The following is a 25,654-nucleotide window of genomic DNA, read 5'->3' as shown; positions in this document are numbered from 1 at the left end:
ATCACTCTCCACACGCGCCCCGCGAGGGCGAGCGTCCCACGTACGACGCGTGTATCGCATCCCCCCGGGGGCTGCGCCCCCGGACCCCCTTGTCGCGCTGACGCGCTCGTCCTCAAACGCCGGACGGGCTGAAGAGCCTTTCAGCCGTCCGGCGTTTGAGGACCGGGGGTTCGGGGGCGAAGCCCCTGAGTACGTGACGGGACGGGTAGGGGCGGCGGGGGCGAGGAAACCCCCCACACCACCCGCGCCACCTCGGCGACAGCCGGCACGTCCTGGTCCAACCAGTCGACGTCCCACAACTCGTCCGCCGTCAGCCAGCGCAACTCGTCATGGTCCTGAAGGGCCCGAGGATCGGGCGACCCCGGCAGCAGCCGCACCGTCCACACCCGCAACACGTACGGCGCCCGCAGGGCGAACTCCCCCGGCACCCGCCGCACGACCTCCGCCGAAACCCCCAGCTCCTCCCGGAGCTCCCGTACAAGAGCCTGTTCGGAGCTCTCCCCCGGTTCGACCTTCCCCCCGGGAAGCTCCCAGCGCCCGGCCAACTCCACAGGCGCACTGCGACGCGCGGCGAGCAGGCGCCCGTCGCTCAGCACGGCGGCCCCCACCACCACGATCAGTTCGGTCATGCGCGGGAGCCTACGGGAGCCGCGGGAACCCTCCGCCGCCGCTCACGGGCCGCTCACGCGCCGCCCGGCCCACGCTCACCCGACGGCCGTCACCTCGCGCCGTTCTGCGCGATCCGCTCGACCCAGTACAGCTGCTTGTGTCCCCGGCCGTCGAGGCTGTCCGCGATCTTCTGGGCCTCGGCCCTGGTCGCATACCTGCCGACGCGATAGCGATTGCCGTTGTCGTCCTGTCGGACGACAAGCCAGGGAAGTGTGATCGTGCCGTCATTCATCGCGCCCCTCCACTCCCCGCCCCCGGTTCGCGCCCAGCCCCGTTCCATAAGGAAACCGCAATCCGCATATGCCGGAGCCTACGCCTAACCTTCACGCAGCGAATACGGCTTTTCACAAAGAGGTACACACGACGTAAGCAACCGGCCAGCGCAAAGAGGGCGCATCCTCATGGATACGCCCTCCGGCACCCCTTGCCACCCCAGGCGGGTCCCGCCGACGGCACGAAGACCGGCCCCGGCGCCACCCGGGGAAGGCTGCGAGAACGACCGGAATACACCGCCGGACCACCCCTCGGACCGCCGCCCGCGACCCCTACTTCACCGGCAGGTGATACGCGATCCGGTACCGGTCCGCCGGTACGACCACGTCCGCCGTCTCCACCGGCCGGCCCGACGCGTAGTACGTGCGCTGGATGACGAGCACGACATGGCCCGGCACTCCCCCCAGCGCCGACAACTCCTCGGCCAGACCGGGCCGGGCGCCCACCTCCTCCGTGACGTTGTCCACGACCACGTCGATGGCGGCCATGCGCTCGACCACGCCCATCCCGCCGAGGGGGCCCTCCTCGGGGAGCATCACCGGAGTGCGGCCCGTGACGGCGAGGGGCTCCCAGGAGGTGGAGAGCATCATCGCCTCGCCCGCGTCCCGGAAGACGTACTTCGTGCACATCACCCGCTCGCCGGCCTCGATGCCGAGCCGCTCGGCGACGGCGCCGCTCGCCTCCGTCTGCGCGCTGTGCGACTCCCACGTACCGCGTGCGGCCAGGTCGGCCTGCTCCTGGCGGAACGGGGTCGAGCCGCTGTCCGACCGGTATCCGGAGCGGGCGATCCGGCGGGGCACCGGGCGCGCCCGTACATACGTACCGGACCCGGAGCGGCCCTCGACCAGCCCCTCGGCCATCAGCACCTTGCGGGCCTCCAGGGCGACCGTGTCCGAGACCCCGTACTCCTCGCGGATTCTGGCCTGCGACGGGAGTCTGGTGTGCGGTGGCAGCGATCCGTCGGCGATCTTCTTGCGAAGATCGCCGGCGACGCGCAGATACGCCGGCTGCTCACCGAATGTCACTGGCCACTCCCTCAGGTTGTACAGACAGCTACAGGGTGGCAACCGTGGGTTGGACCAGGCAAGTAAAGGCCAAAGAATCACTCGATGTGATGACGTAGGGCCTTCGGGGGCTTTACGCAGGCACTTTCTTTCCGCTACGGGCGGCTCTACACCTCGGCGTCACCGGCGCTGCCGCCATCGCCGCCGTCACCGCCCCCGTCCTCGTACGCGGGCGGCGGGGTCGACTCAAGGCCAAGGGCCTTGCGGGTCGTGACGGACTTCTTCGCGTCGGTGAGGTCCAGCGCCTTGCCGTAGTGCTCGTAGAAGGTGTCCACGTCGGAGGTCCTCGCCGCGTCGGCCCACTCGTCCTTCGCGGACTCCAGGTGCTCGACGAGCGCGGCGACGGGCTTCTCCGCGTCGGCGGGCCACCGGTGGCCGCGCAGCAGGCCGACCTGCTCGGTGAGGGCACCCGAGACCCGGGTCGCCCACGCCTTGTGACCGGGCAGGTCGTCCTCGACGTACTCCTCCTCGGGCGCCGAGTCCATCGCCTGGTTCAGGACCTCGGCCGCCTCCAGATAGGCGACCTGGTCGGCGTCGAGGGTCGTGGCGTCCTGGCGCAGGGAGCCGGTCAGGTTGCCCTTCGCGTCCGTGTTGCCGAAGACGCAGGTGATCTCGCGGTCCCCGTAGGTCCAACTGTCGCTCGTGGGCGTGAAGTAGTAGATGTCGACGTCGTCCGGGACGGCCCAGGAGTCCATCGCGTAGGCGTACTGGAGCGAGTAGCACTTGTCGTCGGCGGCCTCGGTGACGGCGTCGCCGCCGGGGTAACGGCCGTCCGGCATCGGGAAGTTGGCGAAGACCTCGCCGTCGTGCTCGCCCTCGCAGGACACCGTGTCGACGTCGTAGGCCATGCCCTCCAGGAAACCGCCCTGCGTGTCGAAGCACTGGCCCTTCTCCAGGGAGAAGACGGCGCCGCTGCCGCCCGCGTCGCGCGCGCCTTCCTTGAAGCCCTCCCAGAAGCCGGCCGCGCCGCCGGTGGCGAGCGCGATCACGAGGATCACGGTGCCGAGTCCCGACAGGACGATCCCGGCGACCGCCATGCCCTTGCCGCGCTCGCCCTTCCGCCGGATCTGCCCCAGCGCGACGATCCCGAGCACCATCCCGACCAGCGGCAGGAAGCAGAGGATGCCGAGCACCAGCGCGGAGATGGCGAGGCCGTTGACGGGCGCCGGGCTGTTGTACGGGGAGTAGCCGTGCCCCCAGGGCTGGTACCCGTACGGGGCGGGCCCCTGCGGCGGGTACGGCCCCTGGCCCGGGTACGGGGCCGGTCCCTGGCCCGGGTATGCGCCGTACGGGCCCTGCGGCTGCTGCCCCTGCGGCGGCTGCGGTGGCCCGGCGGGCGGGGGTATCTCCACGTGTGCTGTGCTCCTCGTCCGAGTGATGCGCTGCGTGCCGCCGATACGGAACCGTGTGCGACAAAGCGCATGGTAAGCGGCGTACGAGCGGGGACGGAACAACGTTTCCTCGCCCCCGCCGGACAGGCTAGGGATTAGCCTCTCCGGCGTTTGAGGAGCGGGGGTTCGGGGGCAGCGCCCCCGAGTCAGTGACGGGAAGGGTAGGGGCGGCGGGGGCGAGGAAGGCTGGGCCCGGGTCAGAACCGCAGGCCCCACCCGTTGACATACCCCGTGTCCAGCGAAGCGTTGTCGCTCACCCTCAACGTCCACGTCCCGTTCGCGACCTCGGACGACGCATTCACCGTGTACGTGGTGGCGATGTCGTCCGCGGCCCCACCCACCCCGTACGCCTTCAGCGTGTACACACTCCCGTCGGGAGCGACCAACTGCACCTGGAGGTCACCGATGTACGTGTGGACGATGCTCACCGGCACGCTGAGAGCCGCGGGCGCGTTCCCGGAGACCCCGCTCACCACGACCGGCGAGTTCACCGTGGAGTTGTCGGCGATCGCAAAGTCCGCGGTGTTCTCGAAGTACGAACCCGGCGGCGGGGTCGTCCCCCCGCCACCGACCCGCAGCAGCCGGTTCGGCGACCCGCTGCCGGGAGCGGTGACGACCCCGGTCGTGGCAGCGGCGACCAGCGCACTCTGTACGGCGGTCGGCCCGGCGGTCGGGTTGTCCGCCAGATAGAGCGCCGCGGCTCCGGTGACATGCGGCGTCGCCATCGACGTACCGGAGATGGTGTTGGTCGCGCTGTCGCCCGTGCCCCAGGCGGAGGTGATGGACGAGCCGGGGGCGAAGAGGTCGAGGACGGCGCCGTAGTTGGAGTAGCTCGCCTTGGCGTCGGTGCTGGTGGTGGCGCCGACCGTGATCGCCTCGGTGACCCGGGCGGGCGAGCGGATCGAGGCGTTGGTCGTCTCGTTGCCGGCCGCGACGGCGTAGGTGACGCCGGAGGCGATGGAGTTGCGTACGGCGGTGTCGATGGCCGTGTCGGCGGTGCCGCCGAGGCTCATGTTGGCGACGGCCGGCTTGACCGCGTGGGAGGTCACCCAGTCGATGCCCGCGACGACCTGGGCGGTGGTCCCGGAGCCGGAGTTGTCGAGCACCCGCACGCCGACGATCTTCGCCTTCTTGGCGACGCCGTACGACGTGCCGCCGACCGTGCCGGCGACGTGCGTGCCGTGGCCGTGGCCGTCCTGGGCGGTGTTGTCGTTGTCGACGGCGTCGTAGCCGTAGGAGGCCCGGCCGCCGAAGTCGGTGTGGGTGATACGGACCCCGGTGTCGATGATGTAGGCGGTGACGCCCTCGCCCGCGGTGTCGTCGTAGGTGTAGCTCCGGTTCGGCGGAAGGGCCGCCTGGTCGATGCGGTCCAGGCCCCAGGAGGGCGGGTCGGGCTGGGTCGTCCTGATCGAGAAGACCCGGTTCTGGACGACGGAGGCGACGGCCGGATCGGCGGCGAACCGCCGTGCCTCGGCCGCGCTCGCCTCGACGGCGTACCCGTTCAGCGCCTTCCTGTACGTACGCTCGACGGTCGCGCCGTACTCCTCGGCCAGGGCCCTGCCCTCGGCCGAACCGGCCTGCGCGGCGTCCGCGTGGAGCGTCACGATGTAGCTGTCCGCGATCGCGCCGGGCGCGCCCGCGTACTGGATGAGGCCTTCGGGGCCCGCGGCCCGGGCCGGGAGCGCGCAGACGAGGCCGCCGACGAGAGCTGCCGAGCCGATACCGAGAGCGATTCCGGCGAATCGTCCACCGGTGAATCCGCCACCGGCCAGTCTTCGCCGGGCATGACGCGTCACTGCCATCTGAGGGATCCTCCTCAATCGGTGGTGCGCTGGTGGTGCGCTGGTAATGCGGTGGTGAGAGGGGTGCGGTCGGGCACGCACAAGGTGGTGCGGGTCGCACGGGCGCGCCGGAGGCAGGTTCACTCCGGGTGTCCGGCGGGACGAAGCACACGCTCAGCCAGAAAGATGGCGGCTCTCACAGGCACTGCACAAGAGCCCTGCACACAGGCAACGCAACTGCCCTATGCCGGCCATGACGCCCCGTCATCGACCGGGGCATCTAACCTGCGGGAATGACTCCCTTGCCGGATTGTTTCTGCCCGGTGGACGGCACGCGCGTCCCCACGGACTCCCTCGCGTGGTGCTGCCCGGTCTGCCGCGGCCCGCTCGACCTGGACTTCGCGCCGACGCCCGCGCCCCTCAAGTCCCTTACGGGCAGGGTCAACTCACTCTGGCGCTACACGGAGTGCCTGCCGCTGCCGGCCCCCTCGGTGTCGCTGGGCGAGGGCCGCACCCCGCTGGTCACGCTCCGGGAGGGCGTCTCGGCGAAACTGGACTTCCTCATGCCGACGCTCTCCTTCAAGGACCGCGGGGCCGTCATGCTCGCCGAGCTTGCCCTGCGGCTGCGGCCCCGGCGGGTCGTCGCGGACAGCAGCGGCAACGCGGGCACGGCCGTCGCCGCGTACTGCGCACGGGCCCGGCTGTCGTGCACGGTGTACGTCCCCGAGGGCACGTCCGCCAAGAAGCTGGAGCAGATCGCGGCGCACGGGGCCCGGCTGGAAGTGGTGCCGGGCGACCGTGAGGCGACCGCGTGGGCGGCCCGGAAGGCGGCGGACGAGGAGGGCACGTTCTACGCCTCGCACGTCTTCAACCCGTACTTCCTGCACGGCACGAAGACCTACGTCCACGAGGTGTGGGAGGAGCTCGGCGGCCAGCTCCCCGAGGTGCTGGTCCTGCCCGTCGGGAACGGCACGCTCCTGCTCGGCGCGGCACTCGCCGTCGCCGAACTGCACGCGGCGGGCCTGATCGACCGCAGACCCGCGCTGTACGCGGTCCAGTCCGCGGCGGTCGCCCCGCTCGCCCGCGCCTGGCACGACGGGGCGGACGACCTGGTCGGGGTCACCCCGGCGGCCCCCACGTTCGCCGAGGGCATCGCGATCCCCCGTCCGCCGAGGGCCCGCCAGATCCTGCGGGCGGTACGCGAGTCCGGCGGCACGTTCCTCACCGTGACGGAGGACCAGATCCGCCACGCCCAGACCGACCTGGCCTCCCAGGGCCTGTACGTGGAGTCCACGGGAGCGGCGTGCTGGGCGGCAACGAGAGAAACCCCCCTGACCCCCCGCACCGCAGTAGTCCCCCTCTGCGGAGCAGGCCTGAAATCAGGCCCGGCAACCCCCGTTTAGGAGCGCGGCGCCACGAATAGGGACACGGGGAACTGCGCAATCCTCAACTCGCGCCAGGAACGACGCGGCCCGTCAGAGCCAACCGCTCCTGCTCCTCCTCGACGATCCGCCGAGCAATCGCCCCATCGGAAACATCCACCGCGTCAGGCGAAGCCTCAGCCACATCGCTACGCCGAGCGTACGCATCGAAAAGCCGCGCCTTGCTCTCAAGAATGCGCAACAACCGATCGTCCACACTGTCCGTCGCCAGCAACCGATGCACCTGGACCGACCGCACCTGCCCCATCCGATGCGCCCGCGCGACAGCCTGATGCTCCAGCGTCGGCTTGACCTGCGGTTCGCACAGGATCACCACGGACGCGGCCTGCAGATTCAGCCCGATCCCACCCGCCTCGATCTGGCAGAGCAGCACCGCGTGACCGGCCGCGTCCGCGAACTCGTCGACGAGCTGCTGCCGGCGCACGGCGGGCACACCCCCGGCCAGCGGCCCCAGCACGACCCCACCTCCACCACCACGGCCACCGTCTCCCTCGCCCAGAGCCCCCTGCACAGCGGCGAGCACATCGCGGAAGTACGAGAAGACGACGACCTTCAACCCGTTCGCCGCCGCCTCGGTCACCAGTTCACGCAACCGCTGAAGCTTCGCCGACTTCTCCGCGTGCGCGTACGCGGCCCGGCGCATCGCCATGAAATTCCCCGCGGCGACCGCGAGCCGGTAGGCGTCCTGGTCGGCCGCGCTGAACTCCTCCCACTCGTCGACCTGGACCAGCGCGGGCAGTTCGGTCAGCACGTCCTGCTGGTTGCGCCGCAGATAGGCGGGGGCGACGGACCTGCGAAAGGTGTGCGGCCCGGCGACCGCGTCGCTGCCCTGGATCCTCGGCACCAGATCGGGCTGGAGATAGCGGACGAGCGTACGGAATTCCTCGACCCGGTTCTCCATGGGCGTCCCCGTGAGGAACAGGACCCGCTCGCAGCGGTTCGTCCAGCATGCGACGGCCCGGGACCGGCGGGCCTCGGGGTTCTTCACGTAGTGGGCCTCGTCGACGACGAGCGCGGCGGGCGCGTCCAGCGGATGCTGTTCGGCCTTCTTCGGGTCCGGCAGGCTGTGCAGCACGTCGAAGGTGGTGACCGCGACCCCACCGCGCTCACGCCACTCCGCGTACGCGTCCAGCCGGTCCGGGCCGTGCACGGGCACCGCGCGCAGGGTGCTGCGGGAGCCGATCTCCCGCGTCCAGTTGATCAGTACGCTCGCCGGGCACACCACCAGGAAGTGCCGGTGCCCGTCGGCGGCGAGGTGCGCGAGGACCGCGATGGCCTGGATCGTCTTGCCGAGCCCCATCTCGTCACCCAGGACCACCCGCCGCTGGGCCAGCGCGAACCGCGCGCCGAAGGACTGGTAGCCGCGCAGCGAGACCCGGCGGTGGGTGTCGTCGAGCCCCTGCGCGTGCACCCGCTCGGCGACCTCCGCGGGCAGAAAGCCCTCGGACGCCTCGACGTCGGGCGCGCTGCCGGCGATCTCGGCGAGCTGGCTGTAGTACTCCGCGGACCGCAGCTCGAAGTCCACCCACGCCCCGGCGTCGGAGGAGGACTCCCGCAGCAGATCGGTGGAGGCCTGCGTGAGCAGCATCGGTACGCCCTTGGAGACGGCGTCGGCGACCAGGGTGCGCAGCTCGGTCGCCGCCGCGAGCGCGCTCTCCCGTCCGGCCCTGCCGAGGAGGGCCATCCGCAGACGCCCGCCGGCCGGACGCGCCGCCGCCAGGAGCCCGGCGAGCTGTCGCTCAAGTCCCTGGGCCGCGTCCACGGCCCGGCGCAGGTCGGGCCCCGCCTCGACGATCCGCCGCAGCGCGATGACCAGGGCGGTGGTCCGCGGCTCGGGGTGGTCCACGTCGATCCGTACGGACACGGTCTCTTCCAGGGCGCGGGCGATCTGCCGGGCGGCGGCGAGCGCCTGGTCGGCGGTCTGCGCGCCGACCCCCGGAATCTGCCGCAGCTCGTACCGGCTCGCCTCGAACACCGGCCGTACGCTGCCGAATCCGGCGGTCTCCAGGGCCCCGAGCCGCAGCCGCCCCTCGGTGACGTCCTTCAGCCGGGAGACGGGGATGCCCTCCAGTTCCTGGGCGACCAGTTCGGCGAGGAGCGGGGCGAGGGCGGCCCGTACCTGCTCCACCGCGCGGACGTGGTCGGCGAGCACGTTCCGGGCGAGCCCGGCCAGCCGCTCGCCGCGCGCGACGACCTCACGCGCCTTGCGCCCCACCGCCACGGGGCTGCCGCCGGCCCTCTCGCCCTCCGCCATGAAGCCCCTCATACCCCGCCGTACCCCGCAGACCCCGATCGAGCGGTCATCCTTGCACGGGGGTACGACAACCGGCCCGGACGCACGTTCCGGACCGTGGACCCGCGGTCCGGCACCTGCGTCAGGCCCGGTCGGTGTCCGCCGGATCCGCCAGCAGCCGCCCGCACTGTGCCGCGAGCCCCGCCATGCCGTAGGCCCGCGCGCTGCGCAGCGCCTCCTGCAGCAGGCTCTGCGCCTGGGCCTCGTTGCCCGCACCGCCGACAGCGCGCAGCGCACGGGCTCGGGCCAGCCGGAGCCGCGCCAGTTCCGGCTGCGACGAACGGGCCGGTACAGCGCCCTGCCGGAAGTGGCCGAGCGCGGTCTCCGGCTCCCCGGCGGCCAGCGCCAGGAGGCCGCGGGCCCGCGCGGTCGAGCCGACCAGCACGGTGGGCCAGCCGGCCAGCGCGATCTGCTGTCCGTCGTGCGGCGCCAACCGCTCCCGCAGTCCCGGCACGAGCTCCCTCAGCGGGCTCTCGTACCCGCCCTGGATGTCCAGGGCCGCGCAGGCCTCGGCGAGGACGACGAGGGTGGGCACCGCCCAGCCGGAGGGCGGGAACCGGCTGAAGTCGACGGTGTCGGCGGCGAAGCCCGTCAGCAGGTCCGCCGCCTCGGCGTGCTGTCCCGTCTCGCAGAGGGCGAGCGCGAGGCCGGCCCGCCAGATGGGGAAGTAGGCGTGCCGTTCGACGTCCTCGGCCAGGTCCGAGGTGAACAGCTCCGCCATCCGGCCCTGTTCGCGCAGCAGCCAGAAGGCCTGGCCGAGGCGGGTCTGGCGCAGGGCGTCGGCGGGGACCGCGAGATCGGCGTGCAGTCCTTCGATGTACTTCGGCGACTCGCCGAGGATCCAGGCCGCCGCCGCGTCGAACCTGCCGTGCCACAGGTCGAGCAGGGCGTCCAGGGTGTGCCGCTGCCAGGTGGCGAGGACGCTGCGGGTGTCGGCGGCGTACTTGCGGTACTGGCTCGTGGTGGCCAGTGCGCTGTAGACCCTGCCGGTGCGCAACTGGTCGATGACGAGGGCCATCAGCGCCTCGCCGTGGAAGTAGGGGGAGTCGAGCCGGACCGCGGCGTCGTGCAGTTGCCGGGACAGCTCCAGGGCGTCGGCCGCCGGGGTGAAGTCGTAGCGCGCCCAGCGGCATTCGGTGAGCACTTCGCAGCGCACCTCGTCGTCCCGGGCGTCGCTGCCGTCCCGAAGGTCTCTGCTGTGACGAGCGTTTCTGCCGTCTCTGCCGTCTCTGCCGTGCGCCGATAATCGGCTCAGTGTGTCGTCGGCGAGTCCGGCCCCTTCCTCGGGGCCCACCCGGCCGGCCGCGGTGTCCTCGCTGACCGCCATGGACACCTTCTTCGCCAGGTGTGCGGTGAGGCGCAGCCGCAGGCCCACGGCCTCGGCCCCGCCGTCGCCCTGTAACTCGGCGAGGCTGTTCCTGATGAGATGCAGCACTTCGTGGTCGACCTGCCCGGGGTCCGACCACCGCCGGGCCATCCGGATCACGGCCTCGGCCTGCGCCCTGGGGTCCCCGGCGGCGCCGTGCAGCGCGGCCCGGTAGAGCCGGTCGGCCTCCCGCATGTCACCGGTGGTGTGGCTCAGGTCGCCGCGTCTGAGCAGTCGGTCGAACTCGTGGCGCCGCTGGGCGACGGCCCCCACCGGACGACCTCCGCCGGCCGGTCCCGCCGTCCGTCTCGCGGACCGGGTCCTGACCGGCCTCGGTAAGGAGTCGAGGCTCGGCGGAGCCAGGGCCGTCAGCACCCCCTTGGCATCCAGCACCTGGTCACACAGCTGCGCCAGCTCCACGGACGCCCGCCGCTGACCGGTCTCGACCCGGCTCAGGAAGCTGCGGCTGCAGTGCACCTTGTGGGCCAGTTCACTGAGCGACAGTCCTGCCGCGACACGGCGGCGGCGCAGCTCGGAGCCCAAGGCGTTGTCCTCGATCGTCATCCCCCCAACAGTCCGCTGTCCGCCCCGTGTTGCCAAAAGAACGCTGGCAACAGCAGACCACTCCACATTGCCGCGGATACGAACGAACCTGTCCGTGCGGAGCTTATCGGGAGCAAGGGCTTGGTCACCGGCAGACAGGAGCACTGGCCACCCGCGGCGCCAACGTGCCCGCACGGTGTCGCCCCGGCCTTGTCGAACGGTGCCGGTGACCCGCACAGGTGCGGCCTGCCCGGACGGGCCGCCCGAGTTCGTCGCCGACGGGCACTCTTTGGGGGAAGAGGCTCGTCGGCGACGTCCTGTCCACCCTGGGGCCGGAGTCGGGGCAGGGCGCATTCGGTCCGGGGCGCACGGGGGGCGCTCCGGACCGGCTCGCAGGCCGGGCCCGGATGCCCGACCCGTACGCCCAACCCGGACGCCCGGCCCGTACTCCGGCTAGACGCGTATTCGGGCGTCGCCGCGAGGGCGGCGGAACGCGAAGGCCGCGGCCACTCCGCCCAGCAGCCCGAAGAGATGCCCCTGCCAGCTGACCCCGGTCGCCGTCGGCAGGACGCCCCACAGGATCGAGCCGTACACCGCGCCGACGAGGAGTCCCACGACCACATCACCGATACGGCGGTCCACGAAGCCCCGTACCAGCAGGTAGCCGAAGAGGCCGAACACGACGCCGGACGCGCCCGCGGTCAGGGAGTGGGCGGGCGCGGTGAGCCAGACGCCCAGGCCGCTGACGAGGATCGTCACGGTGACGACGGCGAGGAAGCGGCGGGTGCCGGACAGCGCGGTGAGGAAGCCGAGGACGAGCAGCGGCACGCTGTTCGCCGCGAGATGGTCGAAGCCGAAGTGCAGGAAGGCGGCGGGCACGATGTCGCGCAGCTCGCCGAACTCGCGCGGGGTGATGCCGAACGTGTCCAGCGCATGGCCGCTCACCGCGTCGATGCCTTCGAGCACCCAGAGCAGGGCGACCCAGCCGCCGGTCAGCACGGCCGCGCTCCTGGCCCGCTCACCGCGCGACTGCGGAGCGGGAAGGCCCACGCCCTGCCGTTCGTACGTCATCGCAGCCCCCCAGCCGGTCCCTTTTCGGTCCCTCTGTACCGCTCAACGCACGGAGGGCTCGGGCCGGTTCCCGTCGCGGGGCGGAAAAAGGCGCGTACGCCCGCCGCCCCGGTCTGTCCCCCGTCCGAGCTACGCGCAGGTGTCCACCGGGCGGTGACGATTCCCGGCCGCCGGATCCCTAGCTTTCTGCACAGCCCGCGGCACTCGGCCGCGGCTCCGGTGCAGGAGTCCTCATGAGGTTCGTCTGGCAGCTCGTGGCTGTCGTCGCGGTCGCTTTCGTCGGTGGTCAGGGCATCACGGCGGCGGAGGGCAGACCGTGGCTCCAGCTGCTCGTCGGCGTACCGGCGGCCGTGCTCGCGGTGTTCGTCTACCGGTGGGTGGTGGGGCGGACCGAGCGGCGCCCGGTCACCGAACTGGCCCTGGAGGAAGCCCCCACCGCGCTGGGCCGCGGAACCCTGATCGGCGTCGCGCTGTTCAGTGCCGTCATCGTCAACCTCTTCACCTCCGGGTACTACGAGGTCGACGGCATCGACTCGCGGTCGGGCGCGATGGGCCTGCTCGGCTTCATGGCCGCCGCCGCGGTGACGGAGGAACTGATGTTCCGCGGCGTCCTGTTCCGTATCGCCGAGGAGCGCATCGGCACCTGGATCGCGCTGGTGCTGACCGGCGCGCTGTTCGGCCTGTCGCACCTGCTCAACCCGAACGCCAGCCTGTGGGGCGCCGCCGCCATCGCCGTCGAGGCGGGCGGCATGCTCACCGCCGCGTATGTCGCCACCCGCTCGCTGTGGCTGCCCATCGGCCTGCACTTCGGCTGGAACTACGCCGCGTCCGGCGTCTTCAGTACCGAGGTCTCCGGCAACGACACCCCTCCGGGGCTGCTCGACTCCTCGATGTCGGGCCCGTCGCTGCTCACCGGCGGCGACTTCGGCCCGGAGGGAAGCGTGTACTCGGTGCTGTTCTGCGTGCTGGCGACGATCGTGTTCATGTGGCTGGCCCACCGGCGCGGCCGGGTGGTGCCGCGCGGCGGCCGTGCCGAGCGCGCCGGCGCCACCGCTACACTCCCCCGATGATCGGGATGGTCAGTCTTCGGCGGGCCCGTGACCGGTGGCCCGCCCTGGTGCGGCGGCGGGTTCCGCAGTGGTGGCGCCGCTCCGACGTCATCGTCCGGGACCTTCCGCTGGGGCTGCTGCTTCTCGCCGTCTCGTTCCTGCCTGAGGCCCACGGGACGCAGATCGGCGGCCTGCCGAACCGTCCCCTCGACGCCCTGGCTCTTCTGCTGATCGCCCTCCAGAGCCTCCCGCTCGCCGTGCGCCGCCGCTGGCCGGCCGTCTGTCTCGCCCTGGTGTCGGTGGGGTTCGCCGTCGACCAGCTCCGCGGCTACCACTCGTTCGCGGGCACCGCCCTGCCGATCGCGCTGCTGAGCGTGGGGGCCCACCTGGTACGGCATCGGCGTACGGCCGCGCTCGTCTTCTCCGTGGCGTACGTGCCGTTGGCGGTGGCGTTCGCCCGGCTCGATCCGGGTGAGCCGCCGAGCGAACTCGTCACGTTCTATCTGGCGATGGTCCTGGCGTGGGGCCTCGGGGCGTGGCTGCGCTCGACGCGGGTCGCGGACGCCGAGCACCGGCTCCGGATCGCCGAGGACACCCGGACCGCCGAACGCACCCGTATCGCCCGGGAGTTGCACGACGTCGTGACCCATCATGTGACGGCGATGGTCGTGCAGGCCGAGGCGGCGCGCTATCTCACCGCCTCGCCCGACCGCCTCGACCAGTCCCTGACCGCCGTCACCGACACCGGCCGGCGGGCCATCGCCGATCTGCGGCACCTGCTCGACCTGCTCAACCCGGACCACGGCACGGGCCACGGCACCGACCGGGGAACCGAGCCGCGGACGCCGTCCGGCGGCGGGCTGCTCGCGCTCGTGGAGCGGACGCGGCTGGCCGGGCAGCCGGTGGAGTTCACCGAGGAGGGCACCCCGGCGCAGCCCGCCGGCAGCGCCGAACTCGTGGCCTACCGGGTCGTGCAGGAGGCGCTGACCAACGCCCTCAAATACGCTCTCGGCAGCCGCACCTCGGTTCAGGTGCGGCACGCCGAAAGGGAGATCACTGTGGAGGTCGGTACGGACGGTTCCGGCTCGGGGGCCGGTTCCCCGGGCGGGAGCGGGCGGGGTCTCGCCGGTCTCCGCGAGCGGGTCGACATCCTGGGCGGCGACTTCAGCGCGGGCCCGCGGACGGAGGGCGGCTTCGTCGTCCGGGCGCGCATACCCGCCGGGAGCCCTTCGTGAGCGCACCCGTGGCCTCCCCGATCCGGGTCCTGGTCTGCGACGACCAGGTGCTGATCCGCACCGGCCTGGTGACGATCATCGACGCCCAGCCCGACCTGGAGGTGGCGGGCGAGTGCGGGGACGGGCGGGCCGCGGTCGATCTCGCCGCCCAGGTCCGCCCGGACGTCGTGGTGATGGACGTACGCATGCCGGTGCTCGACGGCATCGAGGCCACCCGCCTGCTGGCCGGCGCCGGGGTACCGCATCCCGTCAAGGTGCTCGTGGTGACCACGTTCAACCTCGACGAGTACGTGTACGAGGCGCTGCGCGCGGGGGCGAGCGGTTTCCTGCTCAAGGACGCGCCCCCGGCCCAACTCCTGCACGGCATCAGGACCGTGGGCGCGGGCGCGGCCCTGCTGGACCCCGAGGTGACCCGCCGCCTCGTGGGCCGTTACGCCGCCCGCATCCGCCCCGCCGACAGCACCGCTCCGCAGGACATCCCGCTGACGCCACGCGAGTTGGAGGTCCTGCGCCTCATCGCGAACGGCTTCTCCAACAGCGAGATCGCCGCGACCCTCGTGATCAGCCCGGAGACGGTCAAGACCTTCGTCTCCCGCATCCTGGCGAAGCTCAATCTGCGCGACCGGGTGCAGGCGGTGGTGTACGCGTACCGCCAGGGGCTGGTGACCTGACCCGGACGCGCACGGACAGGGACACGCACAGGCAAGGACGCGCACGGACGAAGAGCGCCTACGGAGATCCGTAGGCGCTCTTCGTCCGGCGGGGCCGGTCGTCCCGGCCCTCGTGGTCAGGACGAGGCGGTCGTCCCCGCGGACCTGAGCTGCTGCCGGGTGTAGAGGCGGCCCCTGCGCTTGGCCAGGCGCAGGAACACGACCGTGGGGACCGTGCAGACGAGGATGGCGAAGATGCTGGCCTCCGGGCCGAAGCCGCCGCCGGTGATCGCCTCGGGGCCCGACAGCACACCGTGGAGCAGGCCGGTGGGCTGGTCCTCGTTGCCGGAGACCGTGACGCCGAAGATGCCGCTCAGGGCGAAGTTCCAGCCGAAGTGCAGGCCGATCGGCATCCACAGGGAACGGGTGGCCGCGTAGACGGCGCCGAGCATCAGACCGGCCTCGATGGCGATGGCGAGCGCGCCCCACACGGTGGCACCGGAGTTGACGAGGTGCAGGCCTCCGAACAGCACGCCCGAGATCACCATCGCGCCCCGCGTACCGGTGAGTTCCTCGACGAGGCGGAAGATGATGCCGCGGAAGAGGATCTCCTCGACGACCGCGACCCCGGCCATGATCCCGAGGACGGTCAGGGCGCCGCCGACGGACACCCCGCCCTCCGTGCCGTATCCGCCGAACAGGGCGATCAGCGCGAGCGTCGCGACGAAGAGTCCGAGGCCGGCGGCGGTACCGACGCGCAGACCGGATGCGGCGTCGGCGGGGTCCAGTTCGGGCACGGGGCGCTGTTCGAGGAACCGTACGGCCGCCGCGTAGACCGTCAGGGCGATCACCGCGGTCGCCGCGCCGAACAGCAGGGACAGCACCGGGTTGTCGCCCGCCACGCTCCTCATCCCCGCCGCGAGCCCCGTCACCAGGACGAACAGCACCACCATCACCGCGAGCCGCACCCCGGCCGGCCACACCCGGCGGGTGGGCTCGACGTGCGACTGCGTGTACTGGTCCTTGACCCATCGCACGGCCTGCGTGTTCCAGAGCGACATGACATCTTCCCCTTCTCGACCGGCGGCCCGGCCGCCCCTGCATCGAGAGGAACGCTATGAGGAGGGGGTACCTCGGAACGTCCCGCCGGGGTGGGCATTGCTTGTCGCTCGCGTGGGGGACAACGGGGCGTACGGGGGTTGCGGCGATCCGTCAGAGCTGGTTCTCGCCGCCGTCGACGTAGAGGTTGGCCCCGAGGACGAAGCTGCTCTGCTCGGAGGCGAGGAAGGCCACGGCGTCGGCGACCTCGGCCGCCCGCCCGATCCGGCCGAGCGGGACGGCCGCGGCGAACTGCGCCTTGGTGACGGGCGGACCCGCGACGGCTGACCCGTCCGGCACATCCGCCGCGTCCGGCACATCCTGCGTGGCGACCACGGCGTCGAGCCCGGGGGTGTCGATCGTGCCCGGGGAGATCGCGTTGACCCGGACACCGCGGTCCTTGAGCTCGTTGGCCCAGGTCCGGGCGAAGGACCGGATCGCCGCCTTGGAGGCCGCGTACGCACCGAACGCGGCGACGCCGTCGTCGGCGCGCACCGAGGAGTTGAGGATGACCGAGGCGCGGTCGTTGAGCAGCGGCAGCGCCTTCTGGACGGTGAACACCGTGCCCCGGACGTTGACACCGAAGATCCGGTCGACGTGGTCCTCGGTGCTCTCCTCCAACGTGGCGAACGACGCGCTGCCGGCGTTGGCGAAGAGGACGTCCAGGCCCCGACCCCGGGCGCGGACCGCGTCGTACAGCCGGTCCAGGTCGGCCGGGTCGGAGATGTCACCGGCCACCGCGGTGGCCCTCTCCGGACCGATGGCCTCGACGGCCCTGTCCAGTTCGGCCTCGCGCCGGCCGGTGATGAACACGTGCGCGCCCTCGGCCGCCAGCCGTACGGCGGCGGCCAGGCCGATCCCGGTGCCGCCGCCGGTGACGACGGCGGTCCTGCCTTCGAGCTGTCCCATTCGGATGACCTCCGTAAACATCAGTACCGATCGGTACTGATTGACATCGGGGAGGACCGTAACACATCCGCACCGACCGGTACGGAAAGGTAGGATGGGTTGCATGGAGACGCGACAGAAGGCAGCGATCGGCCGGCCGAGGGGCTTCGACACCGAAGAGGCCCTGGAGCGCGCCATGCGGGTCTTCTGGGAGCAGGGCTACGAAGGCGCCAGCCTCACCGACCTGACCGGCGCCATGGGCATCACCCGTACGAGCATGTACGCGGCCTTCGGCAACAAGGAGGACCTGTTCCGCAAGGCCCTGGAGCGCTACACCGAGGGGCCCGCCTCCTACAGTGTCCGGGCCACACGGGAGCCGACCGCGCGGCAGGTGGCCACGGCGTTCCTCAACGGTTCCGTCCGGACGAGCACCCAGCCCGGCGGCCCCACCGGCTGCCTCGGAGTCCAGGGCGCCCTGGCCGCCGGCGAGCCGGGACGCACCGCCCGGGACACCCTGGTCACCTGGCGCAACGAGGGCATGGACCTCCTCCACGACCGCTTCCGGCAGGCCGTCGACGAAGGCGACCTACCGCCGGACCTGGACCCCGCCCTGCTCGCCCGCTACCTCATGACCGTCGCGAACGGCATCGCGGTCCAGGCCGCGGGCGGCGCCCCCCGCGAGGAGCTGCAACTGGTGGCGGACATGGCGATGCGCAACTGGCCGTCGGCCGGGACACAGCAAACCGCCCCCTGACCCGCACGGACGCGGGTCGGGGGGCGGTTCGGGGCGGAACTAGACGTTGAAGCGGAACTCCACCACGTCGCCGTCCTGCATCACATAGTCCTTGCCCTCCATGCGCGCCTTGCCCTTGGCGCGGGACTCCGCGACCGAGCCCGTCTCGACGAGGTCCTCGAAGGAGATGACCTCCGCCTTGATGAAGCCCTTCTGGAAGTCGGTGTGGATGACTCCGGCGGCCTCGGGGGCGGTGGCGCCCTTCTTGATCGTCCAGGCGCGGGACTCCTTCGGGCCGGCCGTGAGGTAGGTCTGCAGGCCGAGGGTGTTGAAGCCGACGTGCGCGAGCCTGGCGAGGCCCGGCTCCTCGACGCCGACCGACTGGAGGAGTTCCATGGCCTCCTCGTCGTCGAGTTCCGCGAGGTCCGACTCCAGCTTGGCGTTGAGGAAGATCGCCTCGGCGGGGGCGACCAGCGCGCTCTGCTCGGCCTTGAACGCGTCGTCGGTCAGTTCGTCCTCGTCGACATTGAAGACGTACAGGAACGGCTTGACCGTGAGCAGGTGCAGGTCGTGGAGCATGGCCTCCTGGTCGGAGCCCTGGGTGATGCCCGCCGCGAACAGCGTCTGCCCCGCGTCCAGGATGTCCTTCGCCGCCTCGATCGCGGTCACCTTCGCCACGACGTCCTTCTTGATCCGCGACTCCCGCTGGAGGCGCGGCAGGACCTTCTCGATGGTCTGCAGGTCCGCGAGGATCAGCTCGGTGTTGATCGTCTCGATGTCGTCCTTGGGCGAGACCTTGCCGTCCACGTGCACGACGTTCTCGTCCTTGAAGGCGCGGATGACCTGGCAGATCGCGTCCGACTCGCGGATGTTCGCGAGGAACTTGTTGCCCAGGCCCTCGCCCTCGCTCGCGCCGCGCACGATGCCCGCGATGTCGACGAAGTCCACGGTCGCGGGCAGGATCTTCTGCGAGCCGAAGATCTCCGCCAGCTTGGTCAGCCGGGCGTCGGGGACACCGACCACGCCCACGTTCGGCTCGATCGTGGCGAACGGGTAGTTGGCCGCCAGCACGTCGTTCTTGGTCAGGGCGTTGAAAAGGGTCGACTTGCCGACATTCGGCAGACCGACGATTCCGATCGTGAGCGACACGTTGCGACTTCCCGTACGTGAGGGTGTGGGGCGATGACTGGGGCCCGGAGGGGTGCTCAGGCCGATTCATCAGTCTACGGCGTGCCACGCCTCGCACCGGCGACGTGTCGAACGCTTGGCCAAGGTCGACCAAAGCGCGTGTCTAGGGGGTCATTCCACACATAACCCGACCTAAGTTGGACCAGTGGAGCAACACAGGACACGTCCTCCCCAGTCACAGCCGTCGCGAGGCGGCTCGCCCCTTCCCCCGCAGGCCGGACGGGGCGGTGCCCGTACGGCCCGGCAGGCCGGGGCCGGTGTCCCGCGTACCGCGAAGTCCGTCTCGCCGCTCGTGCAGGCGGTACGCCGGTTTCCCAACCCCCGGCTCACCGGTCTGGGCAGCGGCCTGTTCTGCGCCGCGTCGATGTTCGCGCTGGCCTGTCTGATCCAACTGCTGTTCGGGGCGTCGCTCGTCGTCTACGGAGTGCTGTTCCTGCCGGTCTGCGTGCTGACCGCGGTGTGGGTGCGGCGGGCCGACCTCGTCACGGCGGTCGTCGCCGTACCGATCGCCTTCGCCGTCGGCCTCCTGCCCATCGCGGACAGCGAGGGCGGTTTCGGCGGCCGGGTGATGGGCCTCGTCACCGCCCTCGCGATGCACGCGGGATGGTTGTACGGCGGGACGCTGCTGGCCGGGGTCATCGTGACCGTGCGCAAGGCTCGGATGATGACCAGGAAGGCCGCGCAGCGTCGCCGGATGGCCTGAAGGGCCGGCCGGGCGCTCCTGGCTGTCCGGCCGACCGTCGGCGTCGGCACCTCGGCTGCGGGCCGGTGCGGGTTGGCCGCGCAGTTCCCCGCGCCCCTGACGGGGCGGGGGTGAGGGTGGGGCCGGGCGCTCAGTCCGTCTGGGCCGCGCGCATCGCCGCGCCCACGATTCCCGCGTTGTTCTGCAGTTGCGCCGGCACGATCTCCGCCTTGATGCCCTCGATCAGCGGCAGGAACTTCTGCGACTTGCGGCTGACCCCGCCGCCGATGATGAACAGCTCGGGCGAGAAGAGCATCTCCACATGGGCGAGGTACTTCTGGACGCGGTGCGCCCAGTGCTCCCAGGAGAGGTCGTGGTCCTCCTTGGCCTTCGTGGAGGCGTGCTTCTCGGCGTCGTGGCCGTTCAGTTCGAGGTGGCCCAGTTCCGTGTTCGGGACGAGGGTGCCGTCCACGAAGAGGGCGCTGCCGATCCCCGTACCGAACGTGAGCAGGAAGACCGTGCCCTTGCGGTCCTTGCCCGCGCCGAACTGCATCTCGGCGACGCCCGCCGCGTCCGCGTCGTTCAGGACGGTCACCGACAGCCCGCCCAGCCGGTCACCGAGCAGGGCGCGCGCGTCGGTGTCGATCCAGTCCTTGTCGACGTTGGCCGCCGTGCGGATGGTGGAACCACCGGTGACCACGCCCGGGAAGGTGATGCCGACCGGGCCCGTCCAGCCGAAGTGACCGACGACCTCCTTCACACCGTCCGCCACCGCGTCGGGTGTCGCCGGATGCGGCGTGAGCACCTTGTAGCGCTCCTCCGCCAGGTCGCCCTTGTCCAGGTCCACGGGAGCGCCCTTGATCCCTGAACCGCCGATGTCCACGCCGAAGATCTGCATGGCTCTACGTTACGTCGTGGGACGGACAGTCACTCGACCGAGGGGGTGGTTCCGGTGCGCTGCGCCACCAGGGCCGCCGCCTCCGCGCGCAGGTCGCGGCGCAGCTCCTTGGGCAGCGAGAACGTGATGGATTCCTCGGCCGCCTTCACGAGCTCGACGTCCTCGTAACCGTGCGTGGTGAGGTACTCCAGGACCTGCTCCACGAGGATCTCCGGCACCGAGGCCCCGGAGGTGACGCCGACCGTCGAGACGCCCTCGAACCAGCTGTCGTCGATCTCGTCGGCGAAGTCCACGAGGTACGCCTCCCGGGCGCCCGCGAGCTTGGCGACCTCGACGAGCCGTACGGAGTTGGAGGAGTTGCGCGAGCCGACCACGATGACGAGATCGGCCTGCTCGCCCATCTGCTTCACCGCGAGCTGGCGGTTCTGCGTGGCGTAGCAGATGTCGTCGCTCGGCGGGGAGATGAGCTGCGGGAACTTCTCCTTGAGGGCGTCCACCGTCTCCATGGTCTCGTCGACCGACAGCGTCGTCTGGGACAGCCAGACGACCCGGGAGGGGTCGCGGACCTCGACTTTCGCCACGTCACCGGGGCCGTCGACCAGCGTGATGTGGTCGGGCGCCTCTCCGGACGTGCCGATGACCTCCTCGTGGCCCTCGTGACCGATGAGGAGGATGTCGTAGTCGTCGTCCGCGAACCGGACGGCTTCCTTGTGGACCTTGGTGACCAGCGGGCACGTCGCGTCGATGGTGGCGAGCTTCCCGGCCGCGGCCTCGTCGTGGACCACGGGGGCGACACCGTGCGCCGAGAACATGACGATGGACCCCTCGGGGACCTCCGCGGTCCGCTCGACGAAGATCGCGCCCTTCTTCTCCAGGGTCTGCACGACGTACTTGTTGTGGACGATCTCGTGACGGACATAGATCGGGGCCCCGTACTGCTCCAGGGCTTTCTCGACGGCGATCACGGCACGGTCGACACCCGCGCAGTAGCCACGGGGGGCGGCGAGCAGGACACGGCGGCCAGTCGAAGCAGTCATGCGTCCCATCGTAAGGGTGCGCCCGACAGGTCAAAGATCACGTCCACGGAGAGACTGGTCGGGGGCCGGGGAGCGGAGCGGGGGCGGAGGCGTCACGACTCTCGGGAGGCATGGATGTCCGGTACGGATTCACCGGCCCGCACGGCCGGCGGCGAACAGGGCCTGCGGCGCAGTCTCGGCTTCCGCGACCTGGTCGTGTACGGGCTGCTGTTCATCGCCCCCATGGCGCCGGTCGGTGTCTACGGGACCCTCGACGCCAGGTCGCACGGGGCGGTCGCGCTGGTCTACGTGGTCGCCACGGTCGCGATGGCGTTCACCGCGTTCAGCTACGCGCAGATGGTGCGGGTCGTCCCCCAGGCGGGTTCGGTGTTCGCCTACGCGCGCGCGGGGCTCGGAAAAGAGGCCGGGTTCATCGCCGGGTGGATGGCGATGCTGGACTACCTCCTCATCCCGGCGGTGGCGTACCTCTTCTCCGGGATCGCGATGAACTCCCTGGTCCCGGACGTCTCACGCTGGGTGTGGACGGCGCTCGCGGTCGTCGTGACGACGCTGCTGAACCTGTGGGGCGTACGGGTCGCCGCGCGCGTGGGTTTCCTGGTGCTCGCGATGGAGATCGTGGTCCTCCTCGTCTTCTTCGTGTCGGCGATCGTCGTCCTCGCGCGCGACGGGGCGCAACGGGGCTGGCTGTCGCCGTTCTCCGGAGACGGCTCGCAGGGGGCGTTCGCGCTGTCCGCGGTCCTCGGAGCGGTGTCGATCGCGGTGCTGTCGTATCTCGGCTTCGACGCGATCGCCTCCTTCGCGGAGGAGGTCACCGGCAGCTCGGAGAAGGTCGCCAGGGCGGTGCTGTTCTGCCTCGCGCTCGCCGGGGTGCTGTTCATCGCGCAGACCTACCTCGTCGCGTTGCTGGAGCCGATGTCGTCGGCGCGGCTCGCCGATGATCCGGTGAAACAGGGATCGGCCTTCTACGACGCCGTGGACGCCTCCGTCGGCACGTGGCTGCATGACCTGGTGGCCGTCAGCAAGGCGATCGGGGCGGCGTTCGCGGCGCTGGCCGGGCAGGCGGCGGCCGGGCGGCTGCTGTTCGCGATGTCCCGGGAGCGGCGGCTGCCGCGGGCCCTGTCGAGAACGGACTCCGGGGTGCCACGGGTCGCGCTGCTCTGCGCGGCCGTCATCACGCTCGTGGCCGCGGTGTGGGCGGCGCGGCGCGACGACGGGATGGACCATCTGGTGTCGGTGGTCGACGTGGGTGCGCTGACGGCGTTCACGTTGCTGCACGCGAGCGTGGTGGGGTGGTTCGCCGTGCGGCGACGGGGGGCGGGCGGGGTGGTTGTGTGGTGGCGGCATGTGGTGGTGCCCGTGGTGGGGGCGGGGGTCACCGTGCTGGTGATCTTTGAGGCGTCTGGGGCGGCGCGGGTGGTGGGGGCGGTGTGGCTTTTGGTGGGGGCCGGGGTGCTGGTCGCCCAGCGGGCGGCCACGTCCACGTCCGGCTGAACGCGCGCGCTGCCCCTGCGGGGTGGCGGGGGTGTGGGGTGGGTGCGGGTAGGTGGGGGCTGATCGCGCAGTTCCCCGCGCCCCTGAAGACGACATTCGTCCGCGGGCCGGTGGGGGTTGCTCGCACAGTTCCCCGCGCCCCTGAAGACCACGTTCGCCTGCGGGCCGGTGGGGGTGCTCGCGCCGTTCCCCGCGCCCCTCGGGGAGGGGCTGCGCCCCGTCCCGCCCAGGGGCGCGGGGAACTGCGCAGTCTTTTGGCCTTGGGGGCGCGGGGAACTGCGCGGCTCGCCCCCGCCGGGGCGCACCCGGGTACAAGCTTCGGCTGTGTCAGAGGGTGCGGCTACGCTCGGCTCATGGCTCTCAATACGTCCGCCGACGCACCCCTCCCCGTCGGCGAGGTGTCGCGGCTCATCGGGGGATGGATCGACCGGCTGGGCGCGGTGTGGGTCGAGGGGCAGATCACCCAGCTGTCGCGCCGCCCGGGCGCCGGCGTCGTCTTCCTGACGCTGCGCGACCCGTCGCACGACATCTCCGTGGGTGTGACCTGCTACCGGCAGGTGTTCGACGCCATCGCCGACGTCGTGAGCGAGGGCGCCCGCGTCGTCGTCCACGCGAAACCCGAGTGGTACGCGCCGCGCGGACAGCTGTCGCTGAGAGCCGTCGAGATCAAGCCGGTCGGCGTCGGCGAACTGCTCGCCCGCCTGGAGCAGTTGAAGAAGTCCCTGGCCGCGGAAGGGTTGTTCGCCGCCGAGCGCAAGAAGCCGCTCCCGTTCCTGCCCCAGCTCGTCGGCCTGGTCACCGGCCGCGCCTCCGCCGCCGAGCGGGACGTCCTGGAGAACGCGCGCCACCGCTGGCCGGCCGTCCGCTTCGAGGTGCGCAATGTCGCCGTACAGGGCGTTCACGCGGTTCCGCAGGTCGTGCAGGCGGTCAAGGACCTGGACGCGCTCGACGACGTCGACGTGATCGTCGTGGCGCGCGGCGGCGGCAGCGTGGAGGACCTGCTTCCGTTCTCGGACGAGCAGCTCGTCCGGGCGGTCGCGGCCTGCCGTACGCCCGTCGTGTCGGCCATCGGCCACGAGCCCGACAACCCGCTCCTGGACCACGTGGCCGACCTGCGCGCCTCCACCCCGACCGACGCCGCGAAGAAGGTCGTACCGGACGTCGGGGAGGAGTACGAGCGGGTCCGGTTCCTGCGGGACCGTGCCCGCCGGTGCGTCGGGTCCTTCATCGAGCGTGAGGAGCGGGGGCTCGCGCACGCGCTGGCCCGCCCCTCGATAGAGGATCCGCACCGGATGGTGGACGAGCGCGCCGACCACGTGGCCGCACTCCTGGACCGCGGTCGCCGCACGCTCGGCCATCTCCTGGACCGCGCCGACTCGGAGCTGACCCACACCCACGCGCGCGTGGTGGCCCTCTCCCCCGCCGCGACCCTGAAGCGGGGGTACGCGGTGCTGCAGAAGTCCGACGGCCACGCCGTCCGGTCCCCGGACGAGGTGACGGCGGACGAGAGCCTGCGGGCGCGGGTCGCCGAGGGCGAGTTCACGGTACGAGTCGATGTCTGAGGCAGACCCTAGGGTGGACGCATGACCAGCAGGACCGGCACGGCCGGCACGACGGACGAGGCGCTCGGGTACGAGCAGGCGCGCGACGAACTCATCGAGGTCGTACGACGCCTGGAGACGGGCGGTACGACGCTTGAGGAGTCGCTCGCCCTGTGGGAGCGCGGCGAGGAGCTGGCGAAGGTGTGCCGGCGCTGGCTCGACGGGGCCCGCGCCCGCCTCGACGCGGCGCTGGCGGAGGAAGAGGAAGAGAAGGACGAGGCTGCGGCGGACAACGGCTGACTCCGCAGCGGTACCGGCCGGCTCCGAGCAGACACTTACCAGGAGCAGGCAGGGAGCAGGCAGGGGCGGGGCGGCACGAAGGCGGTGTCGCCCCCTTTCTTCCGTCAGGTAATTGGTCCGGCCATGTATATGTGAAGCGGATCACCCTGGTCCACTTTTGGTTGAAACTTAAACCTACTCGGCGTACCGTCACACGTGTCAGCCGATCCCCCGGATCCGACGCACGCTCCGAGAAGGTTTTGTTTCATGTCTCTCGTTCTTGACCCCGCCGCCCAGGACCTGCTGTTCCGCGAGGCCCGCACCGCCAACGCCTTCACCGACGAGCCGGTGACCGACGAGCAGGTGCAGGCGATCTACGACCTGGTCAAGTACGGGCCGACCGCCTTCAACCAGTCGCCGCTGCGCATCACCCTGGTCCGCTCCGCCGAGGCCCGCGAGCGCCTGGTGCAGCACATGGCCGAGGGCAACCAGCCGAAGACCGCCTCCGCCCCGCTCGTCGCGATCCTCTCCGCGGACAACGAGTTCCACGAGGAGCTGCCGGCCCTTCTCCCGCACTTCCCGCAGGCCAAGGACCTCTTCTTCGCCGAGCGCCCGGCCCGTGAGGGTGCCGCCGCGCTCAACGCCGCGCTGCAGGCCGCGTACTTCATCATCGGCGTCCGTGCCGCCGGCCTGTCCGCCGGTCCGATGACGGGCTTCGACTTCGCGGGCGTCCAGAAGGAGTTCCTCGACGGCGACCACACCCCGCTGATGGTGGTCAACATCGGCCGGCCCGCCGAGGACGCCTGGTTCCCGCGCTCCCCGCGCCTTGAGGCAGACCAGGTCATCACGACGGTCTGAGCCGAACGGGACCCCGGACACGACCCCGGGATGCCGGACATGGCCCGGGAGCCCCCCAACCCCGCGGGCCGCCACCCTAACCCACCGCCAGATGCGCCCCCGCCGCCCCGCCGGCCGAGCCCAGACCCCCACCA

The 25,654-nt window shown here is 71.5% G+C and carries 23 protein-coding genes; 10 read left to right on the top strand and 13 right to left on the bottom strand.

Annotated features, from left to right (window positions below):
- Window positions 1-140: 140 nt before the first annotated feature.
- The 5 genes from ACFVH5_RS23770 to ACFVH5_RS23750 all read right to left on the bottom strand — a co-directional run bounded on the left by ACFVH5_RS23770 (window position 141) and on the right by ACFVH5_RS23750 (window position 5,199).
- On the bottom strand, window positions 141-629 hold the full coding sequence (locus ACFVH5_RS23770) for a (deoxy)nucleoside triphosphate pyrophosphohydrolase (RefSeq protein ID WP_385835677.1): 489 nt from the start codon (window positions 627-629) through the stop codon (window positions 141-143).
- 89 nt (window positions 630-718) lie between these two features.
- A complete protein-coding gene (locus ACFVH5_RS23765) occupies window positions 719-901 on the bottom strand; it encodes an SPOR domain-containing protein (RefSeq protein WP_210880537.1) in 183 nt (60 codons plus the stop codon).
- A 313-nt stretch (window positions 902-1,214) separates the two neighbouring features.
- Window positions 1,215-1,967 (bottom strand): GntR family transcriptional regulator, encoded by a 753-nt coding sequence (locus tag ACFVH5_RS23760; RefSeq protein ID WP_385835676.1) that lies wholly within the window; start codon window positions 1,965-1,967, stop codon window positions 1,215-1,217.
- A gap of 146 nt (window positions 1,968-2,113) precedes the next feature.
- Window positions 2,114-3,358, bottom strand: a complete 1,245-nt coding sequence (locus ACFVH5_RS23755) for a DUF4190 domain-containing protein (RefSeq protein ID WP_385835674.1) — start codon at window positions 3,356-3,358, stop codon at window positions 2,114-2,116.
- A 236-nt stretch (window positions 3,359-3,594) separates the two neighbouring features.
- Window positions 3,595-5,199, bottom strand: coding sequence for a S8 family serine peptidase (locus ACFVH5_RS23750; protein ID WP_385835673.1), 1,605 nt, complete (start codon window positions 5,197-5,199; stop codon window positions 3,595-3,597).
- Window positions 5,200-5,471: 272 nt separating this feature from the next.
- On the opposite strand from ACFVH5_RS23750, the gene ACFVH5_RS23745 reads away from it, so the two are divergent.
- The gene (locus ACFVH5_RS23745; protein WP_385835671.1) at window positions 5,472-6,581 is read left to right on the top strand and encodes a threonine synthase; all 1,110 of its coding nucleotides are present in this window, start codon (window positions 5,472-5,474) and stop codon (window positions 6,579-6,581) included.
- Between the two features lie 43 nt (window positions 6,582-6,624).
- On the opposite strand, the gene ACFVH5_RS23740 is transcribed toward ACFVH5_RS23745, so the two are convergent.
- The 3 genes from ACFVH5_RS23740 to ACFVH5_RS23730 form a co-directional block, all read right to left on the bottom strand.
- Complete coding sequence (locus ACFVH5_RS23740) at window positions 6,625-8,874, bottom strand: DEAD/DEAH box helicase (protein WP_385835670.1); 2,250 nt, start codon at window positions 8,872-8,874, stop codon at window positions 6,625-6,627.
- Between the two features lie 121 nt (window positions 8,875-8,995).
- On the bottom strand, window positions 8,996-10,843 hold the full coding sequence (locus tag ACFVH5_RS23735) for a helix-turn-helix domain-containing protein (protein WP_385835667.1): 1,848 nt from the start codon (window positions 10,841-10,843) through the stop codon (window positions 8,996-8,998).
- A gap of 432 nt (window positions 10,844-11,275) precedes the next feature.
- Window positions 11,276-11,893, bottom strand: coding sequence for a rhomboid family intramembrane serine protease (locus tag ACFVH5_RS23730; protein ID WP_385835666.1), 618 nt, complete (start codon window positions 11,891-11,893; stop codon window positions 11,276-11,278).
- 233 nt (window positions 11,894-12,126) lie between these two features.
- Between ACFVH5_RS23730 and ACFVH5_RS23725 the strand changes: the two genes are divergently transcribed.
- From ACFVH5_RS23725 to ACFVH5_RS23715, 3 genes are read left to right on the top strand one after another with little or no spacing between them, the layout of a single operon-like run.
- A complete protein-coding gene (locus tag ACFVH5_RS23725) occupies window positions 12,127-12,963 on the top strand; it encodes a CPBP family intramembrane glutamic endopeptidase (protein WP_385835664.1) in 837 nt (278 codons plus the stop codon).
- Window positions 12,960-14,177 (top strand): sensor histidine kinase, encoded by a 1,218-nt coding sequence (locus ACFVH5_RS23720; RefSeq protein WP_385835663.1) that lies wholly within the window; start codon window positions 12,960-12,962, stop codon window positions 14,175-14,177. Before ACFVH5_RS23725 ends, ACFVH5_RS23720 begins: the two co-directional genes overlap by 4 nt.
- Window positions 14,178-14,185: 8 nt before the next feature.
- Window positions 14,186-14,848, top strand: coding sequence for a response regulator (locus tag ACFVH5_RS23715; protein WP_385835688.1), 663 nt, complete (start codon window positions 14,186-14,188; stop codon window positions 14,846-14,848).
- A gap of 116 nt (window positions 14,849-14,964) precedes the next feature.
- Here the strand turns inward: ACFVH5_RS23715 and ACFVH5_RS23710 are convergent, their stop codons facing one another.
- Window positions 14,965-15,888 carry a CPBP family intramembrane glutamic endopeptidase gene (locus tag ACFVH5_RS23710; protein WP_385835662.1) on the bottom strand — a complete coding sequence of 308 codons (924 nt, stop codon included), beginning with the start codon at window positions 15,886-15,888 and terminating at the stop codon, window positions 14,965-14,967.
- 151 nt (window positions 15,889-16,039) lie between these two features.
- Window positions 16,040-16,834, bottom strand: coding sequence for an SDR family NAD(P)-dependent oxidoreductase (locus ACFVH5_RS23705; RefSeq protein WP_385835661.1), 795 nt, complete (start codon window positions 16,832-16,834; stop codon window positions 16,040-16,042).
- 103 nt (window positions 16,835-16,937) lie between these two features.
- On the opposite strand from ACFVH5_RS23705, the gene ACFVH5_RS23700 reads away from it, so the two are divergent.
- Window positions 16,938-17,567 (top strand): TetR/AcrR family transcriptional regulator, encoded by a 630-nt coding sequence (locus tag ACFVH5_RS23700; protein ID WP_385835660.1) that lies wholly within the window; start codon window positions 16,938-16,940, stop codon window positions 17,565-17,567.
- 39 nt (window positions 17,568-17,606) lie between these two features.
- Here the strand turns inward: ACFVH5_RS23700 and ychF are convergent, their stop codons facing one another.
- Window positions 17,607-18,695 (bottom strand): redox-regulated ATPase YchF, encoded by a 1,089-nt coding sequence (gene ychF, locus ACFVH5_RS23695; RefSeq protein ID WP_385835658.1) that lies wholly within the window; start codon window positions 18,693-18,695, stop codon window positions 17,607-17,609.
- A gap of 184 nt (window positions 18,696-18,879) precedes the next feature.
- Here ychF and ACFVH5_RS23690 point away from each other — a divergent pair, with 184 nt between their 5' ends.
- Window positions 18,880-19,437, top strand: a complete 558-nt coding sequence (locus tag ACFVH5_RS23690; protein ID WP_384814509.1) for a DUF6542 domain-containing protein — start codon at window positions 18,880-18,882, stop codon at window positions 19,435-19,437.
- Between the two features lie 130 nt (window positions 19,438-19,567).
- On the opposite strand, the gene ppgK is transcribed toward ACFVH5_RS23690, so the two are convergent.
- Both ppgK and ACFVH5_RS23680 read right to left on the bottom strand, forming a co-directional pair.
- The gene (ppgK, locus tag ACFVH5_RS23685; protein WP_385835657.1) at window positions 19,568-20,314 is read right to left on the bottom strand and encodes a polyphosphate--glucose phosphotransferase; all 747 of its coding nucleotides are present in this window, start codon (window positions 20,312-20,314) and stop codon (window positions 19,568-19,570) included.
- A 29-nt stretch (window positions 20,315-20,343) separates the two neighbouring features.
- A complete protein-coding gene (locus tag ACFVH5_RS23680) occupies window positions 20,344-21,360 on the bottom strand; it encodes a 4-hydroxy-3-methylbut-2-enyl diphosphate reductase (protein ID WP_385835656.1) in 1,017 nt (338 codons plus the stop codon).
- A 105-nt stretch (window positions 21,361-21,465) separates the two neighbouring features.
- On the opposite strand from ACFVH5_RS23680, the gene ACFVH5_RS23675 reads away from it, so the two are divergent.
- The 4 genes from ACFVH5_RS23675 (at window position 21,466) to ACFVH5_RS23660 (ending at window position 25,520) form a co-directional block, all read left to right on the top strand.
- Window positions 21,466-22,842 carry an APC family permease gene (locus ACFVH5_RS23675; protein ID WP_385835654.1) on the top strand — a complete coding sequence of 459 codons (1,377 nt, stop codon included), beginning with the start codon at window positions 21,466-21,468 and terminating at the stop codon, window positions 22,840-22,842.
- A 353-nt stretch (window positions 22,843-23,195) separates the two neighbouring features.
- Complete coding sequence (xseA, locus tag ACFVH5_RS23670; protein ID WP_385835652.1) at window positions 23,196-24,404, top strand: exodeoxyribonuclease VII large subunit; 1,209 nt, start codon at window positions 23,196-23,198, stop codon at window positions 24,402-24,404.
- Window positions 24,405-24,425: 21 nt separating this feature from the next.
- Window positions 24,426-24,683, top strand: a complete 258-nt coding sequence (locus ACFVH5_RS23665) for an exodeoxyribonuclease VII small subunit (RefSeq protein WP_385835650.1) — start codon at window positions 24,426-24,428, stop codon at window positions 24,681-24,683.
- Between the two features lie 246 nt (window positions 24,684-24,929).
- Window positions 24,930-25,520, top strand: coding sequence for a malonic semialdehyde reductase (locus ACFVH5_RS23660; protein WP_384814522.1), 591 nt, complete (start codon window positions 24,930-24,932; stop codon window positions 25,518-25,520).
- Window positions 25,521-25,654: the final 134 nt, after the last annotated feature.

Origin of the sequence: Streptomyces sp. NPDC127119 (genome assembly GCF_042677425.1) — a bacterium.
Taxonomy (GTDB): Bacteria; Actinomycetota; Actinomycetes; order Streptomycetales; family Streptomycetaceae; genus Streptomyces.
Note: the sequence above shows the minus strand (reverse complement) of the source record. Positions and strands in the feature narration are given on the sequence as shown.

Coding starts and splice junctions, on each gene's coding strand:
- ACFVH5_RS23770 (WP_385835677.1), bottom strand. CDS start 629: ATGACCGAACTGATCGTGGTGGTGGGGGCCGCCGTGCTGAGCGACGGG.
- ACFVH5_RS23765 (WP_210880537.1), bottom strand. CDS start 901: ATGAATGACGGCACGATCACACTTCCCTGGCTTGTCGTCCGACAGGAC.
- ACFVH5_RS23750 (WP_385835673.1), bottom strand. CDS start 5,199: ATGGCAGTGACGCGTCATGCCCGGCGAAGACTGGCCGGTGGCGGATTC.
- ACFVH5_RS23745 (WP_385835671.1), top strand. CDS start 5,472: ATGACTCCCTTGCCGGATTGTTTCTGCCCGGTGGACGGCACGCGCGTC.
- ACFVH5_RS23740 (WP_385835670.1), bottom strand. CDS start 8,874: ATGGCGGAGGGCGAGAGGGCCGGCGGCAGCCCCGTGGCGGTGGGGCGC.
- ACFVH5_RS23735 (WP_385835667.1), bottom strand. CDS start 10,843: ATGACGATCGAGGACAACGCCTTGGGCTCCGAGCTGCGCCGCCGCCGT.
- ACFVH5_RS23730 (WP_385835666.1), bottom strand. CDS start 11,893: ATGACGTACGAACGGCAGGGCGTGGGCCTTCCCGCTCCGCAGTCGCGC.
- ACFVH5_RS23725 (WP_385835664.1), top strand. CDS start 12,127: ATGAGGTTCGTCTGGCAGCTCGTGGCTGTCGTCGCGGTCGCTTTCGTC.
- ACFVH5_RS23720 (WP_385835663.1), top strand. CDS start 12,960: ATGATCGGGATGGTCAGTCTTCGGCGGGCCCGTGACCGGTGGCCCGCC.
- ACFVH5_RS23710 (WP_385835662.1), bottom strand. CDS start 15,888: ATGTCGCTCTGGAACACGCAGGCCGTGCGATGGGTCAAGGACCAGTAC.
- ACFVH5_RS23705 (WP_385835661.1), bottom strand. CDS start 16,834: ATGGGACAGCTCGAAGGCAGGACCGCCGTCGTCACCGGCGGCGGCACC.
- ACFVH5_RS23700 (WP_385835660.1), top strand. CDS start 16,938: ATGGAGACGCGACAGAAGGCAGCGATCGGCCGGCCGAGGGGCTTCGAC.
- ppgK (WP_385835657.1), bottom strand. CDS start 20,314: ATGCAGATCTTCGGCGTGGACATCGGCGGTTCAGGGATCAAGGGCGCT.
- ACFVH5_RS23680 (WP_385835656.1), bottom strand. CDS start 21,360: ATGGGACGCATGACTGCTTCGACTGGCCGCCGTGTCCTGCTCGCCGCC.
- ACFVH5_RS23675 (WP_385835654.1), top strand. CDS start 21,466: ATGTCCGGTACGGATTCACCGGCCCGCACGGCCGGCGGCGAACAGGGC.
- xseA (WP_385835652.1), top strand. CDS start 23,196: ATGGCTCTCAATACGTCCGCCGACGCACCCCTCCCCGTCGGCGAGGTG.
- ACFVH5_RS23665 (WP_385835650.1), top strand. CDS start 24,426: ATGACCAGCAGGACCGGCACGGCCGGCACGACGGACGAGGCGCTCGGG.
- ACFVH5_RS23660 (WP_384814522.1), top strand. CDS start 24,930: ATGTCTCTCGTTCTTGACCCCGCCGCCCAGGACCTGCTGTTCCGCGAG.